Origin of the sequence: Paenibacillus sp. Soil787, from assembly GCF_001429545.1 — a bacterium.
Taxonomy (GTDB): domain Bacteria; phylum Bacillota; class Bacilli; order Paenibacillales; family NBRC-103111; genus Paenibacillus_E.
Genome location: NZ_LMSP01000048.1, coordinates 209613 through 228149 on the forward strand (window position 1 = coordinate 209613; position 18537 = coordinate 228149).

The following is an 18537-nucleotide window of genomic DNA, read 5'->3' on the forward strand; positions in this document are numbered from 1 at the left end:
TTACTTTGTGAAACGGTTTTTGCAAATTCCTCTTTAGTTCTTACCCAATAACTCCGCTCCTGCGATACCCGGATTCGTCATTTCATAAGGATCTAGAATGATCTGGAGCTCTTCTTCCGTTAAGACATTATATAGAAGACACAGCTCCCGAACCGGACGCCCTGTCAGAATCGCTTCACGCGCGATCCTCGCTACGACTTCATAACCCAGATGCGGGTTGAGCGCGGTAATGACGCCAACACTTTTCTCTACATATTCTTTGCAACGCTCTACGTTCGCTTCGATTTCTTCCAAACAATGCACACGGAAAACTTTGAAAACCTGATTCATCATGCTCAGTGATTGAAGCAAATTGAACACGAGCACAGGCTCCATCACGTTAAGCTCGAGCTGCCCCGCTTCAGAGGCAAGACAAATCGTATGGTCATTCCCGATGACCTGGAATGCAACCTGGTTGACGACCTCTGCCATGACCGGATTGACCTTGCCTGGCATAATCGATGAACCGGGTTGACGCGCAGGCAGATTCAGCTCTCCAAGTCCAGCACGCGGTCCGGAAGCGAGCAATCGTAAGTCGTTGGCAATCTTCGACATGTTGATCATGCAAACTTTCAATGCGGCAGACACCTCGGTATAGGCATCCGTATTTTGAGTTGCGTCCACGAGGTGATCAGCATTCGTAAGCGGCAGCCCGCTGAGCTCAGCGAGCAATTCCACAACTCGCTTAATGTAGCGAGGATCGGCATTCAGGCCGGTTCCGACGGCTGTTGCACCCATATTGACTTCGTACAAATGATCGCGGGTTTGCTTGATCCGCTTGATATCGCGCTCCAGCACTCTGCTGTAGGCTTCAAATTCCTGCCCGAGGCGGATCGGCACGCCATCCTGCAGATGCGTCCGTCCCATTTTGATAACCCCGTCGAATTGCACGGCTTTTTTGCGAAATGCTGTGAGCATCTCTTCCATCGTCACGAGCAGCTTCTCAATTAAAGAAAGTGTTGCAATATGAATCGCCGTCGGAAAAGCATCGTTGGTCGACTGGGCCATATTCACATGCGAATTGGGACTTACTTTAAAATAATCGCCCTTGATTCCCCCAAGAATCTCGATCGCCCGGTTGGCGATGACCTCGTTGGTATTCATGTTGATGGACGTACCTGCTCCGCCTTGTATCGGATCGACGATAAATTGATCATGCCATTTACCGTCCATAATTTCTTGTGCTGCTTGCACCACAGCATGCCCAATCTGCGGGTTCAACTGCCTGATCTCCATGTTCGCTGAAGCAGCCGCGTGTTTAACAGTTGCCATTGCACGTATTAATTCTTCGTGAATGCGGTAGCCGGTAATCGGAAAATTTTCTACCGCGCGCAGTGTTTGAATGCCATAATAGGCGTCGGAAGGCACTTCCTTTGAACCAAGAAAATCTTTTTCCATCCTTTGCTGAGCTGTTGTCATGGTTGTTTCCCCCTCGCTATTCTCTTACGCAGCCTTCTTGACGGATTCTAAATATTGTTTTCCTTTGCCCTTATCGTACTGACCTTCCCATTTGGCCATAACCACTGCGGCCATAGAATTGCCGATAACGTTGACTGCTGTCCGAGCCATATCCAGAATACGATCAATACCTGCGATAAAAGCGAGACCTTCGAGCGGAATCCCAACAGATCCAAGAGTGGCAAGCAGGACGACGAACGAAGCGCCAGGCACGCCAGCAATTCCCTTTGAAGTGAGCATCAAGACAAGCATCAACATGATTTGAGAGCTAATCGGCATATGGATCCCATACATTTGTGCAATAAATAATGCGGCTATCGCTTGATATAACGTGGAGCCATCCAAATTAAACGAATATCCGATTGGAACGACGAAGGACGTAATCGCCTTCGGTACGCCGAACTTCTCCATTTTTTCCATCATCTTTGGAAGCGCCGTTTCGGAGCTTGCTGTAGAGTAAGCGAGAATGAGTTCATCTTTTAAAATGCGAATAATGGCCATAAGGCTTGTGCCGCAGAGCTTAGCAATCAAACCAAGCACGAGAACTACAAACAGGAACATTCCGACATATACCGCAAGCACCAATTTCCCCAAAGGAAGCAAAGAGCCAACACCGAATTTGGATACAGTTACACCAATCAACCCGAATACGCCGATCGGCGCAAATTTCATAATTTGGTTCGTTACCCAGAACATCGATTCGGCAACGCCCTGGAAAAAAGATAAAACCGGCTTTCCTTTATCGCCAATTGCGGCAACGCCCAAACCAAACATTACGGAGAAGAAAATGATGGCCAGCATGTCGCCGGCTGCTAATGATTGGAAGATGTTACTTGGAACGACATTAACAAAGGTGTCAGCAAAACTGTGACTGGTCACTGTTTTCGTCGCTTCGACATATTTCGTAATATCCGACTTGGCTAGTCCAGCCATATTGACTCCAGCTCCGGGCTGAAAGATATTCGCTATGACCAAGCCGAAAATAATAGCAATCGTCGTCACGATTTCAAAGTAAAGAAGCGTTTTCCCACCAAGTCTTCCAAGCTTTTTAATATCTCCTACTCCCGCTACTCCAACAATGAGAGAGGAAACGACAATAGGAACGACGATCATTTTAATCAAACGAATGAAAATGTCTCCCGCCGGCTTCAAATAACTTTCGATGTTTGGGTTACCATAAAAAATAGCCCCAACAATAATCCCTAATAGTAGTCCAAACAAAATTTGAAAAGCCAAGCCAAATTTTTTCATCATAATTCCCCTTTTTTATAAAATGTAAAGCGCTTTCTTTTGTGTGAAAAGTTATACTCCTTTGAATGAGTTCTATTGTACGGGGAATCTACAGCAATCTATTTGAATCTACAAGTTGAACAAAAATTCTTATCCAACCACCTTTCGAATTATTCATCTCGTTATTGGAATAATGAATAAGAAGGCGTATATCTGACCATAGAGGAAGGAATTATTCAAATGATGTCGAAAGACTGTTAACTTGTTAAGAAAGGAGGCTGGAATGCGTATTGAAAGAAAAATGGCTCCTTTTAACACTAATGGTCATTTCGGTTCCGGTCGCGGGCGAATTGAATTTTTACCCGTTTCAAACTGATTTTCGGGTAAGCTTGGGCACCCCTGCCTTTTTTCTATTCCTACTCTGGCTTCGTTCTCCCTCACCGCTTATCTCCGGATTGCTTGTCGGCAGCTCGGTTACGATCTTTCGAATGGGACTTGAGTTGGCACTCGAACCACATTGGAACTGGAACTGGGGAGCTGCTTTTCAGCATCATTATCCGGTATTCTTTTACTATTTGACCTATGCGATTACCTTCGCGGCAGTTCGAATAAACCGTCGTCATAATCGGCCGCTTCTGGTCGGAGCATTTGGTGTGGCGTGTGAAATCGCCGCGACGTTGGCAGAGCTTTTGCTGCGTTATTCGGCAACTGAGCAAACGACCAACTTCGCAACCTGGAATCAGATAGTTCTCATTGCTTTTTTTCGAAGTTTTTTCGTGCTTGGGTTTTTCAATTTGGTCAAATTGAGGCAGTCCAAAGCGGCCGAAGAACAGAAGCGCAAAGAAAACGAGAAGATGCTGATGCTTATTTCTGAGCTTTATGAGGAAACCATTCAATTGAAGAAAACGCTGCACAACGCGGAAAATATCGCCCGTGACAGCTACGAGCTGTATCAATCGTTAATTAATGAACAGCCTGTCTCACATGCAGAGCTAGCACAAAAGGCTCTCCAGATTGCCGGGCAGGTTCATGAGATCAAAAAGGACAATCAACGTATTTATGCTGGTCTATCCGGCCTGATATCGCACGATAGCGAATATATGAGGGTGGAAGAACTTGCTGATATCGTCCTGCGCTCCAATCAGAAATATGCCCAATCACTTGGCAAGAAGATCGATTTCACGCTGCAAACCGAGGGTATCTTTCCTTTGTGTCATGTGTTCACCACATTGTCTTTGTTTAATAACTTGGTTGCCAACGCCGTTGAAGCGCTTGAGGAACAGGGCATTATCCGAATAGGGGTTGAACGTAAAATGGACGTAATTGTTTTCAGCGTCGCCGATAATGGTCCGGGCATTAAGCCAAAGTATCGGGAGAAAATCTTTATGCCCGGCTTTACGACCAAATTCGATGATGCAGGCAATCCCTCGACGGGTATCGGTTTGGTTTATGTGAAGCAGGAAACAGAGCGTTTGCTCGGGACCGTCCAAGTTCAAGACAACAGCGAAGGCGCAGGCACTGTTTTCACCATCACATTGCCGATTAGCCAAATAGGAAAGGGAGAGTAGCACCATGCGTTTTTTTATTATCGATGACGATCCGGCTATCCGTTCCATGCTGGAACAAATTATCGAGGATGAGGATTTAGGAAGTGTGGTAGGCGAAGCTCCCGACGGGGCGGATGTTGATAACACTTTGCTTGAACTCAAGCAAGTAGATATCGTGCTTATTGATTTACTAATGCCCGTTCGTGACGGTATAGAAACCGTTCGTAAGCTATCCGGCAGCTTCGAAGGGAAAATCATAATGATTTCTCAGATAGAGTCGAAGGAAATGATAGTCAAGGCCTATGCCTGCGGAATTGAATATTATATCACCAAGCCTATAAACCGTTTGGAAGTAATCGCCGTTATTCGCAAGGTCTCTGACTTGCTGCGCATGCACCAATCCCTTCGAAATATCCAAAAATCACTCCGTGCTGTCGGCTTTAGCGGCGCATTAACGGAGAAAGAGCCGTCTTCCAATGAAAAAAATATCATCACATGCGGAAACTACATGTTATCGGATCTTGGACTGATAGGAGAAGCCGGCAGCAAGGACTTACTAGAGATGCTAGAATATCTGTACCGTTATGAGGCTGATCATCCACAGGAGCAGGGCTTTCCGCAGCTTCATGAACTATACCACCAAATCGCCTTAAAAAAATTAGGTGCCTCCGCTTCCAGTATCGACTTGAAAAAAGAGATCAAAGCGGCCGAACAACGGGTGCGGCGGGCCATAAACCAAGCGCTAACCCACTTGGCATCCCTAGGATTAATTGATTATTCGAATCCAAAGTTCGAGCAGTACTCTACAAAGTTTTTTGACCTGAGTGATATCCGCAAAAAAATGAAAGCACTGGAAAATGATGAATCCCCTGCTCTCAGCTTGATCCGGCAAAACACAAAAAAGTTTATTCAAGTGCTTTATTTAGAATCAAGAAAGTTAATGAGCTGATGATCGTGTAATCCTCAACCTTTCTTATTCATTGATTATAAACGTAAAAAGACCCGAGAGAGGTCACTTTTTTCAAAGTGTCCATCTTTCGGGTCATCGTTCAAAGCCTCCTGTCTCCATTGAGATTTTATATGTGTTTATTGGTTATGAGAAACTATAACATTAGCTGTTTGGGTCGTTGTGTTCCCTGCAGAATCAATAGCTGTATAGGTGATGGTGTAAATGCGCCCATTGCCTTTACCTGATCTCTCTGCACGAAGCATAAATTCCGTGTCCAATGTGCTGATTTGCGCTCCTTGAATGTCACCTGGCGTATCTCCGTCACCTAGCCCATCATCAGGCTCGTTGCTTGCAATGGATGTAAGAACAATAGATGTGTTGCCAGAAAGGCTATCATTTGCGTTAATTGTTGCTTTCACGGTAATCATTTCGTGATTTGGCGGCCACAAAGCAGTTTGATCCAATACCAAATTTAATGTAGGTGCCGTTTTATCAATTTGCACGACTGCCGCATGTGGAGACTCGGCGTTGCCTTTCATGTCAATACTCCAGTATGAGAGAGTGTGCGTGCCCTCATCTGTAATGATAATAGAGGAACCCTCCTGCTCTGCACCGCCATCCACCGTGTAATAGGTACCGGCCACGCCGGAGCCGCTGTCACTAGCCGTGAGCGTTACCTTGATATCTTTGTTCACCCAACCTGTAGGTGCGTCATCGGTAGTCGTAGGTGGTAATCCAGGTGCCGGTTCGTTCACAATCGTAAGATGCGGCGCAGTCGGTTCCTCCATGTCAGTCCCAAGGTAGAAGCTTGTATGAGGCGGTTGGTTGTAACCGGTGTTTTGCCAAGCGACCCCTAAGCGGTATATCGGATCATGCATCAGCGTACGAAGGCGTGTTTGGGTCACAGTACTCGTCGTATAAATGCGCAGCTCTGAACTGTCTGTACTTCTCCATACGATTTCTTCCCGCCAATCGCCAAACAGGTCGGCCTGCAGATTCGGCGTTGCTTTCGTGCTGTTGTTTGACAATGCCCCTTCAGCCGTAAACAAACGGTTGGTCGTATGGTTCACATAGTCCCACTTATCAACGTGGTTGCTGTCTAGCAGTTCGCGGCTCAGGTCGCCGTCCCACCAAATACCGAAGTTCGTTGAGCTTGGAATGGACATGCTGATCAATTCGCCTTTCGCGCTGTAAAGACCTGAGAGAGGAATATGCTGAGCATTCGTTATTGTTGCAGCCCATACCTCTTCACCCAAATAGTTCGGATCAATGTCTGCCGACATGCCGCGTCCGGTATCAATTCCCGTCTTCACACCCCAAAGAATTTCACCCGTTTTCGCATCCCGGAAGTCCAAACCATAAGGAGAATCTAGATGCTCATGTACATTGAAGAATTCTAGCCCTGGTCTGGAAGGGTCCAGGTCGCCTAGATGCTGCGCATCCCCGTGGCCGAGCCCAGTGTTGTAAAGCGGTGTACCATCATCATCGATCGCCATGGCACCGAACGTGATCTCATCCTTGCCGTCCCCATCTACGTCGCCGATGGACAAGTTATGATCACCTTGGGCTGTATAGGCCGCTCCAAGACCTTCATCATTCGTATCGAAACGCCATTTTTTCGTCAATGCGCCATTCTTGAAATCGTAAGCAACAATCACGGTTCTTGTATAATAGCCACGACTGACAATCAAGCTCGGATGCTCACCGTCGAGGTAAGCAACTGCTGCCAGAAAACGGTCCACCCGGTTGCCATAGGAGTCGCCCCAGTCCGAAACGACTCCGCGTGGTGGATCGTAATCCGTCGTTGCGATGGCTTTTCCAGTTAAACCATTAAAGACGGTTAAATATTCAGGTCCTTCCAGCACATAACCACTGCTGTTGCGGTGATCGGCTGTTGCATCACCAATAGCAATGCCTGTTCCGTCAATCGTGCCATCGGCTGTTTTGAACGTGACTTCCGCTTTGCCGTCACCATCCAAGTCATAAACCTGGAACTGCGTGTAGTGCGCTCCAGCGCGAATGTTCGGTCCAAGGTCGATACGCCACAGGCGAGTGCCGTCCATCTTGTAGGCATCGATGTAAACGTTGCCGGTATAGCCAGCTTGTGAGTTATCGTGGGAGTTAGACGGGTCCCACTTCACAATCAACTCGTACGTGCCATCGCCATCCACATCGCCGACACTGGTGTCGTTCGCGCTGTAGGTGTAGGCTTCTCCGGATTTTGTGATGCCGCCCTCCGGCTTCTGGAGCGGTGTGGACATATAATTGTTCTGCCATACGGATGCTTCTTTCGAAGCCACTTTCTCACGACCGCCGATAACGATTTTTAGGAGATATACAGACGTATCCGTACCCGCTTCATCGAGCAGATTTGTTGCGCCTGTGATCGGTTCTGCATTTACTTTGACACCGCTGCGATACAGATTGAATGCGATGTCAGACGGGTCTGTGCCAAGCATTTTCCAGCCTACATAGACACCATTAACCTGTTTGACCGCTACCAGCGCACGATCAAGATATTCAGCTTGCCGGCTCAGTACGGTTACGATTGGTGTTGCCAGTGTTTCGGACTGCCCGGATACTCCGCCTGCGCTTACGGCTGAAATCTTATAATAGTAAGGAATCGTCGTAAGAACTGTCGTATCGGTATAACTGGATTGGCTTGATTTGCCAATCAACTCGAATGTACCGCCACTCGTCTCCGAACGGTAAATGTTATACGTTTTGGCTCCTGTGACCGGCCCCCAACTAAGGGTGAGATCATTCTTATTCACGCTTATAGCTTGAAGATTAACAGGTACGGCAGGAATAGGAACATTTGGATCAACCATGGATACGTTGAGAGCTGTAGATGGACCGGTTTCCGTTGAGGCCAAGTCCACTGTCGTCACTTGGTATACATACTCCATCCCTGCATCAACTGTATTATCAATGTAAGCGTTCGTCGTTGCGCTTCCAATCAGCTGAAATTTCGACGTACCGCTTACTTTGCGGTAAACATTATATTTCGCGACGTCCTCTACACCAGTCCACGACAGGGAAACAGAAGGACTTTCCGGATCTGTGTTCTTCGCATCGATTTTCAGAGCTGTAGGCGCCATGAGAATCGGCGTAATTTCCAAACCGTTTACAATCGCCGTCGTACCGCCGAACTTGAAGTTCATTTGTCCATCACTAACAGAAGTCTGTGAAATAATTTTTTCGACGACGGATTTGTTGCCCGCCGTAACGGTCCCAAAGTCCGTACCTTCGATGGCAACTGTCGTTCTTGCACTTCCCAAATAGTCGCCAACGTAAAGCTTAACGGAATAAAGACCGTTCGGCATATCCACCATAAACTCCCAGCCAACATTGAAATAGCCGAGCCAATCGCGGAGCAGGTCCGTACCGGTAGCACGATCACGGCCAATCATGCCTGTCGGGTCCTTGATGCCGTAGCCTTTCTCCGCCGTGTATGTGGAAGAAAGGTTAACGCCGGTATAGCCAGCTTGAACCGGTGAGGAAGACAAACCGAAGTCGAACTTGATGGTCGCATGCTTCGTTTTGATGACGACGACATCTGATTGTTCAGACTCTCCTTTGCCGTTAACTGCTGTAACTACTACATGGTAGGTTTGTCCTTCCGTCATACCTTGAATCGTAGTTGTCGGAACAGTCGACGTACCCACTAAGACGTAATTAGTGTCAGATGCTAACTTTCTATAAATCTTATAGATATCCGCACCTTCCACTGCATTCCACGTCAATACAGCGCCTGCATTGCTCACATTGCTTGCCACTACGCCGATTGGCTGGGGTGGAACTGCAGCAGGCGGCGCAACATCCGTGACATAGGCGGAAAGTGGAATATTAAGGTCTTTAATTCCGCCTGACAGAAGACGTGCGATTTGGATTGCGCCATATTCCTGGAAGTGCGTATCGTCCGCATTTCCGCTCGGGAAGGCAGTATAGGTACCTATGGGTACATGTAGGAAGACAGCAAGCGTTCCAATTGGCCCGATGGTATCATAGTAAGCACGACTTAATGTGCTGAGATCCGCGAGTTTTACATCCATTTCTTGTGCCAGTTCTTTCATCGCGGCAACATAGGTCGGGAAGCTGACATTGAAGATACCGGTTGTCGCGTTAAAATCCCTGCGGCCGACGGGCGTTACCAAAATCGGCACAGCTCCACGCTGCCTAGCGCCATTGATATACGTCTTCAGATAGTTTTTATAATCCTCGGGAGATGCATACCGTTCTGGAACAGAGATTGTCGCATCATTATGACCGAATTGGATCAAGAAGTAGTCATTCGGTTTGATCGCTCGCAAAATGTTATCTAAACGACCTTCCGTGAGGAACGTTTTGCTGCTGCGGCCCCCGATGGACTGGTTGCTGAAGGTAATGTCGGAAGTAAAGTAACGGGAAATCATCTGTCCCCAACCAGCCTGAGGCTTCCAGTATGAATCGTAAGTCTGTACCGTAGAATCCCCTGCGATATAAACCGTAGGCATTTCTCCAGCCACCCGATCCGCTAGCTTGGAAATGACAAGCCCATTAATTTTGGGCGCAGAACCCGAGAAGTAGATATTCAATTGACCGTCAACCAGCGCGACTTCGAACGTCTGCTCCAAATATTCGCCAGCTGCCTTAGGCGTAAGCGCAATTTTATTTGCCGTCATTCCTTCTACGGAAACAGCCACTTCAGTTGCTGCATTGGCATCACCTGCCGTTACCGTAACAGCGTAATCCCCATTTGCCAGGTCCACATTGAAGGAAGTGCCCGCTGGCGATAGATAATCGGATTTCAGTGGATCTAATGTGCCGCTGTTACCTGAGCTGACAAGCGAAGGATTGGCAAATCCGTATTTCAACTGGGCTGTATAGGCCACTGGAGTCGTAATACCGAAATAGCCGTCAGCTACAGCCCCAGGACCGAAGTCTAATTTCAACGGCAGTCCGGAAGGCAGCTCGTTAGGGGCAGCATACACCGTGCTTGCTGCCACGCCCGAGGCTTCAGACACGCCTGCCGCATTCGTTGCTTTTACCTGATAGTAATGAACCGACAATGTGTCGGCCGTAGAATCTGTGAATGTCGTCGATGTTACCAAGCCGAGCTCGGTGTAAATTCCGGCAGCAGAATCCGAACGGAATATCTTATACCCCGTTGCTCCATTCGATGCTGACCATTGCAAGGACACTTTATCCAAAGTGACACCGCTTACAATCAAGTTCGTCGGAGCAGCCGGAATTGATATAGACGGTATCACTTCCGCCGTTACAGAACTGCTCGCTGCAGATTCAAGTCCGCTTGCACCCAGAGCAGTGACTTGATAGGAATATATATTTCCTACAGAAACGGCCATATCGGTGTAAGAATTTACTGTCACTTGTTTGATAAAATCATAATTCGTTACGCTATTCGTCGCACGGTACACATTGTAATAGACCGAATCCGTCACGCTGCTCCAACCGAGTGATACGGAGGCTGCACCAGGTGTCAAATTGATATTGGTTACAGCGAGTGATTGAGGAGCCGAAGGCGCCTGCGCTGCTGGCACCTGTTCAATGACGAGGCCGTTCAAATAGCCGGCACCTGTGCCGCTGTAGCCTGTAGTGATACCAACTGTCAATTGGCCATCAGTTACCGTGGTGCTGTAGGTTGCTTGCGCGATAGCTACCTTCGTTGAAATCGTCCCTTTCGTCACCCCTTCAAGGGCAACCGTCGTTTTCGTTGTGGATGTACCTGCGAGCAGATCGCCCGAATAAATCGTCACGTTGTAATTGCCGTTTGGCACGTCCGCTAAGAACGTGAAGGGCGTTCCCAGAATAAAATCGTTCGTCAAATCAGTGCCGCCTGATCGATTCCTGGAGGCTCCCGCTGGCAGCGCTGTTTCAAGCCCGTATCCTCGTTCCGGCGTATAGGTCAACTGATCATGAACTTGATCATAGCCTGCCATGACCGGGCTGCTCGCTGGACCGAAATCAAATTTCTTTACAAACACCTCATCTGCATGGGCAGTAGATTCACCAAAAGTCAAAGTTGGGAGCATATTGTAGGAAAATATAAGACCACACAATAGAATTGCTAATATTCGATTTATTTTCTTCTTCATCATACGGAGTCCTCGCCTTCTATGTATTTATCCTTCTACTATGATGTCTGTTCACGTTGCGTAAACGTCACACCTCCGCCCCATTGGGAATGTTTTCCTCCTCACATCATAGATGGTATTTTTCTTCTTTCCCATGTAAAAAAACGTTCTTTTTGTTTAAAAAACAGATATTTTGAATACGCTTCCAAAATAACACAAAGCATTGAACACCAAAAAGAGCACCCATTGAGGTGCTTCGTGCTTTCGCTGACCCTTTTTGTGTTTTCAACCGCATGGGATACGGTATCCATATCCTTTCCAACCAGGTTAATCTTATCGGACAAATCGCCCATACTGGCGGAGCTCTCAGAAGCTTCACTGGCTTGGTGAGTAACAAATCATCGATCGAAAAAATTCTACCGAAGCAAATCTCCCTCTCGCTCGCGGAAATAGGATGACGATTGCTGAACTAAACGATCCAGCAATGGCTGATTGAGACTGCCATAATTAGCCGTATACATATCAACGCCCGATAAGAGTGGTTCGAGGGTGACGAATTTACCTTGACAATTGTAGTCCAGTAGGTAAAGCGCCATAATAATGATGTCCAAATCCATGGAGCCTTCGCCAATACCGCGGCGGTTGCTATCTGCCATATGCAAATTGACAAGCTGTTCCCCAGCGGACAGCAGCGCTTCGCCGATATGCTGCTCTTCTGATTGCATATGATAAACGTCTCCATTGATCGACTGAACACCAGGGTGATTGATGGACCGAATGTAGTTTTGCGCATCGGCGACCGTATGTATGAAGCTGACTTCATCCGAACGGATCGGTTCAACCGCAGCCTTAATACCGTGTTGCAAGAATAAATCACCCGCCATTAACAACGTTTCTACACTGCGCTCAAGCTCCATCGCATCGTAACCCTTCGTTCTACCAGGCGCTCCGGGGACAATCAGCATATAAGAAGCGCCCACCGCAGCGGCGAATTCAATTTCTCTTTTTAAATATTCCAATGCGGTTTGCCGATGAAACGGACGATTGCTGGAAAGATCGCATTCCACAGAGAACATGCCGCAAATTCCCGAAACCTTCAGGTCATGCTCCGCTAAAATGCGCAATGTATCCTTCACTCCATAGCCTAAATCAGGACCATGATGATTCCCCTTCAATTCGATGTAACCAATGCCTGCTTGCTGCAGCCGTTTCGCTGAATCGGATAAGGACTCTGTGCCAAACCCCCAGTTGCTCCATGATAAATTCAAACGTTCTGCAAACCGCTCCGGACGGACTTTCTTCAATTCTGTAAAAGCTGCTCGGATCTTTTCATTTTTCAGTTCAAAATTTTGTAGACTCATGATTTCCACCACCCCTTAGATTCAAAGAAAATTGTGTACTTCCTCAAGACTCGGCAGCGATTGAATGGCTCCTTTTCTCGTTGTCGTGATTGCCGCAACGACTGCTGCAAATTCCAGCATCCGAGTTGCCAACGCTTTCGTGATTTCACGTAAAGGAAGCTTCTGCAAGCTTATTTGATAAAGAAATGCTCCTATAAAAGCATCCCCTGCACCAGTCGTTTCCAGCACCTGCACCTTTCTCGCTGGAATCGATACTTGATATTCCTTGGTGTACAGTTCTGCACCGTTTGCGCCCTTTGTATAAATAATAATCTCCACATCGCCAACGAATAAGGATGAGATTGCCGCTTGTTCATCCTGAAGGCCCGTAATAAAAGCAAGCTCTTCGTCGCTTATTTTCAAAATATGGCTGCACGGGATAAATTGCAGAATGGTTTGTCTGCATTGCTCCTTGTCCGGCCAGAGCGGCAACCTGACGTTTGGATCGAAGCTGACAATACCTCCTTGCGCCTTGATTGCTTCAATCGCTCGGATATGCGCATATTTAACCGGAGCCTCAATAAGATTTACCGAGCAAAAATGCAAAATATCATTTGCTTGAAACCATGCTTCATCGATATCATCTGCTGCAAGCAGCATATCCGCGCTGGGATTGCGGTAAAACATAAAATCCCGATTTCCATCCGACTTCAGGCTCACGAAAGCAAGCGCGGTATTCGCTTCATCCGTTCTGAAAATATAACGCGTGTCCACTCCCGCATCCCGCAAAGTACCTACCAGAAAATCGCCAAAAGCGTCCACGCCTACTTTACCTATAAAAGCGCTCTCCCCGCCCAGTTTCGCGGCAGCGCATGCCACATTCGCAGGCGCCCCTCCCGCTTCCTTGACAAAAGCGGTGACCTCACTAAGGGCAACGCCTTTTTCCGCCGGGATGAAGTCGATCAACGCTTCGCCAATCGTAAATATTTTCGCCATCATGCCTCTCCCATCAAATGAAAATAACTAGAAGAAGCTGCCCAACGAGGACAGCCTCTTCTATTTGCTAACGTTTAATTTAAAAACTGCGATACATTAATTGTAAAGAAGCGCTTTGATATCCGGAGCATCGATATTTGTTTTGTCATACCAGTGGAAGCCGGTGTCGATATTTTTCTCAACCTTTTCACCTTTTACAGCCATGACAGCAGCTTTAACGGACCAGTATCCAATACCGATTGGATCTTGTGTGATTGCGCCAGCCATTTTACCGCTTTTGATTGCATCAATTTGTTGTTTGCCTGAATCGTAACCAATGACCACAATTTTATCTTTCTTCAATTCCGTTACCGCGTTCAGTACACCGATAGCTGATCCTTCGTTGGCGCCAAAGAACCCTTTAACGTTAGGATGAGCTTGAATGATCGCTTTGGCAAGGTCAGTAGATTTTAATTGATCCCCGCCGCCGTATTGGATATCAACGATTTTAATATTCGGATATTTAGCTTTGATTTGATTCACAAAGCCATCGCGGCGATCGATTCCCGTGCGGCTCGTTTGGTCATGAACGACTACAGCGACTTCGCCTTCATTGCCAATCAATGAAGCCATTTTGTCTGCAGCAAGAGCGGCAGCTGCGATATTGTTCGTAGCTGCAGTAGCAACCGGGATGTCGCTGTCTACGCCGGAGTCAAATCCAACAACAGGAATTTTACTGTCTTTTGCTTTTTGCAGTAATGGAATAGCAGCTTTGCTATCGAGTGCTGCGAATGCAATTGCAGCTGGTTTTTTTCCAAGCGCCGCAGTAAGCATCTCGATTTGTTTATCAACCTGTGATTCCGTTTCAGGACCTTCAAAGGTGATGTTCACGTCAAATTCTTTTGCCGCTTTTTCAGCGCCCAACTTAACAGCTTGCCAGAATTGGTGCTGGAACCCTTTGGAAATGACTGGGACGTACATTTTTTCCGTTTTCGTCGCATCCGCTGCTGCTGCAGGTGCTGTTGTAGCTGCCGACTTTGCCGGCTCTTCCGCTTTCTTGGTACCACAAGCGGATAATACGGTTGCAAACATTAACAAAAGCGTCATTGCAAAGACCATTTTTTTACTTTTCAATCTAATCGCCCCTGACATGTTTTATTATTATAGAACTCCCTATGGGAGGAACTACCTTTATGAGATTCAGCATTGTTGAACGCGTTTACTATTTGCGGTGACGCAGAATATCCGCATAAACAGCACCCAGAATAACAATGCCTACAATAACCAATTGCCATTCCTGCGGGACGGAAAGAATTCGTAACCCATTCGTCAAGACACTCATAATCAAAGCGCCAATGACTGTCCCGAGAATCGACCCCGCACCGCCGCTAAGGGAAGTACCGCCAATGACAACCGCTGCAATAGCCTCAAGCTCATAGCCTTGACCCAGAGCAGGTTGGGCTGAGTTTAAGCGTGATGCCATCAAAATTCCGGCTATTCCGCTAAAGACCCCCGTAAGGGTATAGATAATGACTTTCCATTTATCCACGTTTACGCCTGAAAGTCGAGTCGCTTCTTCATTACTGCCTAAAGCGAAGTTATATCGACCGATGATTGTCTTCGCCAAAATAATACTGGCTATGATCGCTGCCCCGAAAAAGATAAGGACAGCATTGGGAATTGCTAACCCAGGGATAAGCGATTCGATGGCACTGCCCATCGAAATCTTTGTAAATTCCGGCGTATCATTGAAATAAATGGGCTTTGTTCCTGAGATTACAAGAGATAGCCCCTTTGTAATCAACATCATGGCTAATGTAGCGATAAACGGAGGAATCTTCATCTTCGCAACGGCCAATCCGCTAATGAGTCCACATAATCCCCCTACCGCTATACCGCCGATAATCCCAAAAGGCATCGGAAGATGCCATATGGTGATCATAACCCCAGTCATGACCGAGGCAAAGGTCATTACGGTACCAACCGCTAAATCGATGCCTCCCGTTATGATGACAAATGTTGAACCTAAGGCAAGGATGCCAATCACCGCGGTCGAAAGCAAAATGCCGATAACATTGTCGAATTGGAAAAAATTGCTTGAAGAGAGGGAAAAGATAAGGATAAGAATAATCAAACTTGCAAAGGCAAGTACTTTCTGCGCAGCTCCCCCTTGAACTTGAAGACGTTTCGTTTTTGTAAGTAATGAGCTTTCCATGTTAAAGCGCCCCCGATCGATTTGTTGCATAATACATGATCTTTTCTTGCGTAGCCTCTGTACTGCTAAGCTCACCTGTAATTCGTCCTTCGCACATCACCATAATGCGATGGCTCATCCGAAGAATTTCCGGCAGCTCGGAGGAAATCATAATGATCGATTTGCCTTGCTCCGCCAATTCATCAAGCAGCTTATAAATCTCGCTCTTCGCTCCAATATCGATTCCCCGCGTCGGCTCATCGAAAATCAAAACCTCGCAATCGCGATTCAACCATTTACCGATAACAACCTTCTGTTGATTTCCGCCGGAAAGAAATTTCACCTTTTGTTTGACACTAGGTGTCTTAACCTTTAATGAAGCAGAATAATGTTCGGCTGTAGCATGGATTTGAGATTGATTCATCCAACCGGCCCAGTTCTTGAACTTCCGATAATACGAGATCGCAACATTCGTTTCCACATCCATTCCCACAAGCAAGCCATACCGCTTGCGGTCTTCCGATAAATATCCGATGCCTTGCTCTACCGCATCGGTAGGACTTTTGATACGAACCTTTTTCCCGTGTATGCTGATTTCGCCTGAATCGATAGGATCGGCTCCGAAAATCGCGCGCGCCACCTCCGTGCGTCCTGCGCCCATCAGTCCGGCAAACCCAAGGATCTCTCCTTTTTTCAATTGAAAGCTGACATCTTTAATTACAGTGCCGCGCTTCAGGTTTTTGACCTCTAAAACCGTTTCCTGATCCGCTTTCGTCGCCGAAGGAGTTGACGTATTGTAAATCTCGCGTCCCACCATTAATGAAATGATTTGATCGATCGTAGCATCTTGCGTTTTCAAGGTTTCGATATAACAACTATCGCGCATAATGGTGATTCGATCCGTGATCCGTTTCAGCTCCTCCATCCGATGCGAGATATACACGATCCCGACACCGCTTTCACGCAATTGCTGAATAATGCGAAACAGATCATTGATCTCTGCGTCCGTGAGAGCAGCCGTCGGTTCATCCATGATCAGCACCTCAGAGTTAAAAGAAAGCGCCTTCGCGATCTCAACCATTTGCTGCATAGCGACTGTAAGCTCTGATACTTTTACTCGCGGATCCAATTGAAGATTCATACGCTGGAACAGCTTCTGCACTTGCTCATTCAGCTCTTTCTCGTCCAGAAAGAGCTTTACCGATTTTCTTGGTTCACGCCCAATATAAATATTCTGCGCTACTGTCAAGTGCGGCATCAGATTGAGCTCCTGATGAATAATGCTGATGCCTAAGCTCTGCGCCATTTTCGGATTGGAAATGTCAACTTCCTTGCCTTTGTAAACGATTCGGCCTGCATCCTTCGCATATACACCTGTAAGTATTTTCATCAGCGTGGATTTTCCTGCGCCGTTTTCACCTACAAGCGCATGAACCTCACCCGGGATCAATTCAAATTTCGCTTGATTCAGCGCGCGAACGCCCGGGAATTGTTTGTCAATGCCTTCCATATAAACTAAAGCTTCTTTCACCCGCGATCACCTCAAATCCATTCAATATTCTTATGACTTAAGATTACGATCTTTATCGACATCATTGAATGGAGAATCGTCTCATGAAGTATGAATATCTTCCACAAATCATTTTTTTTGCATACAAAAAAGCCTTAACCGGATCATACATCCAGCGAAGGCTCTGATTTTCTCTTTTCAAACGAATGGGAATTATTGATCCACGAAAGGGAACAGCAGTTTTTGATTTTCAACCGTATACATATTATCGCGGTTAATTAATTGAGAGCCTGTGTCGATTTTATTATCAACCTTCTGGCCCTTTATGGCTTGAAATGCCGTTTTAATGCCCAAGTACCCCATATTGAAAGGCTTCTGAATAACAACCGCTTGAATGACTCCCTCCTCAATTAATTTAATCTCATTGTCCGAGCTGTCGAATCCGACAAGCTTAATCTGCTCTTTTAACCCCAATTCCTTAATAGCCTGCGCGGCGCCAAGCGTCGATATTTCGTTTAATCCTGCTATCCCGCCAATATCCGGATTCTCGCTTAAAAGCTTTTTCGTAATCTCATAAGCCTTATCCTGAGAGCCATTGCTGAAATAAGGTCCTTCTATCCTGCTGCTAAAGCTTGCCGATAGTCCGCTTCTGACGCCTTGTTCCCTTTGAATCGCGGTGGACGAGCCTTGGACATGACTGACAATAGCAATACGTTTAGACGGGTCAACCAGCATTGACAGCATCTCACCTATTTTATGGCCTGCCGCGAGATTATCTGTCGCAATAAAACTATTCGCATCCTCGCTATTGATTCCAGAGTCAATGATGACGAGCGGAATGCCTTGTTTACGGATTTTTTGGGCAATCGGTACTAAGGATTGATAATCGGAAGCAGCTAATACAATCGCATCCGGTTTCGCTACAATAACATCTTCCAGTATCTGAATTTGACCGGAAACATCAAACTCGCTCTCAGGTCCCTTGACTTCAACTCTTGCATCGAATTCCTTAGCAGCTACTCCAATCCCGTCGCCTACTATTTTCCAGAATTCGATACGCGGATCAATCGATTTAAGCACTACAATGATATGCGGCTGCTTGCTGCTGTTTCTCTCGAAGTAACCTTTATCGGTGATCAACCATACGTAGGCAAATGCCATTACGATGATCGTAACGACAATCCATTTCAACTCTAGCTTCAAAGCGCTCACCCCGTA

Annotated in this window: 11 protein-coding genes; 2 read left to right on the plus strand and 9 right to left on the minus strand. The window is 46.8% G+C overall.

Features of this window, described 5'->3' with window-relative positions; translation table 11 throughout:
* Positions 1–33: 33 nt before the first annotated feature.
* Together aspA and ASG93_RS33035 are read right to left on the minus strand one after the other, a co-directional pair.
* A complete protein-coding gene (gene aspA, locus ASG93_RS33030; RefSeq protein ID WP_056839328.1) occupies positions 34–1458 on the minus strand; it encodes an aspartate ammonia-lyase in 1425 nt (474 codons plus the stop codon).
* A 24-nt stretch (positions 1459–1482) separates the two neighbouring features.
* Positions 1483–2748, minus strand: coding sequence for a cation:dicarboxylate symporter family transporter (locus tag ASG93_RS33035; RefSeq protein WP_156411134.1), 1266 nt, complete (start codon positions 2746–2748; stop codon positions 1483–1485).
* Positions 2749–3017: 269 nt separating this feature from the next.
* Between ASG93_RS33035 and ASG93_RS33040 the strand changes: the two genes are divergently transcribed.
* Both ASG93_RS33040 and ASG93_RS33045 read left to right on the plus strand, forming a co-directional pair.
* The gene (locus ASG93_RS33040) at positions 3018–4295 is read left to right on the plus strand and encodes a sensor histidine kinase (protein WP_235551047.1); all 1278 of its coding nucleotides are present in this window, start codon (positions 3018–3020) and stop codon (positions 4293–4295) included.
* Between the two features lie 4 nt (positions 4296–4299).
* On the plus strand, positions 4300–5223 hold the full coding sequence (locus ASG93_RS33045) for a response regulator (RefSeq protein WP_056839333.1): 924 nt from the start codon (positions 4300–4302) through the stop codon (positions 5221–5223).
* Positions 5224–5360: 137 nt separating this feature from the next.
* Here ASG93_RS33045 and ASG93_RS36985 read toward each other — a convergent pair whose 3' ends face one another.
* The 7 genes from ASG93_RS36985 to ASG93_RS33085 form a co-directional block, all read right to left on the minus strand.
* Positions 5361–11324, minus strand: a complete 5964-nt coding sequence (locus tag ASG93_RS36985; protein ID WP_056839335.1) for an OmpL47-type beta-barrel domain-containing protein — start codon at positions 11322–11324, stop codon at positions 5361–5363.
* A gap of 392 nt (positions 11325–11716) precedes the next feature.
* A complete protein-coding gene (locus tag ASG93_RS33060; protein ID WP_063892016.1) occupies positions 11717–12661 on the minus strand; it encodes a sugar phosphate isomerase/epimerase family protein in 945 nt (314 codons plus the stop codon).
* Positions 12662–12682: 21 nt separating this feature from the next.
* On the minus strand, positions 12683–13636 hold the full coding sequence (locus tag ASG93_RS33065) for a carbohydrate kinase family protein (RefSeq protein ID WP_056839346.1): 954 nt from the start codon (positions 13634–13636) through the stop codon (positions 12683–12685).
* 96 nt (positions 13637–13732) lie between these two features.
* The gene (locus tag ASG93_RS33070) at positions 13733–14749 is read right to left on the minus strand and encodes an ABC transporter substrate-binding protein (RefSeq protein ID WP_235551048.1); all 1017 of its coding nucleotides are present in this window, start codon (positions 14747–14749) and stop codon (positions 13733–13735) included.
* An 88-nt stretch (positions 14750–14837) separates the two neighbouring features.
* Entirely contained in the window at positions 14838–15830 is a 993-nt protein-coding gene (locus ASG93_RS33075; protein WP_056839347.1) for an ABC transporter permease, read from the minus strand.
* Between the two features lies 1 nt (position 15831).
* Complete coding sequence (locus ASG93_RS33080) at positions 15832–17340, minus strand: sugar ABC transporter ATP-binding protein (RefSeq protein ID WP_056839349.1); 1509 nt, start codon at positions 17338–17340, stop codon at positions 15832–15834.
* Between the two features lie 192 nt (positions 17341–17532).
* A complete protein-coding gene (locus tag ASG93_RS33085; RefSeq protein ID WP_082615262.1) occupies positions 17533–18522 on the minus strand; it encodes a substrate-binding domain-containing protein in 990 nt (329 codons plus the stop codon).
* Positions 18523–18537: the final 15 nt, after the last annotated feature.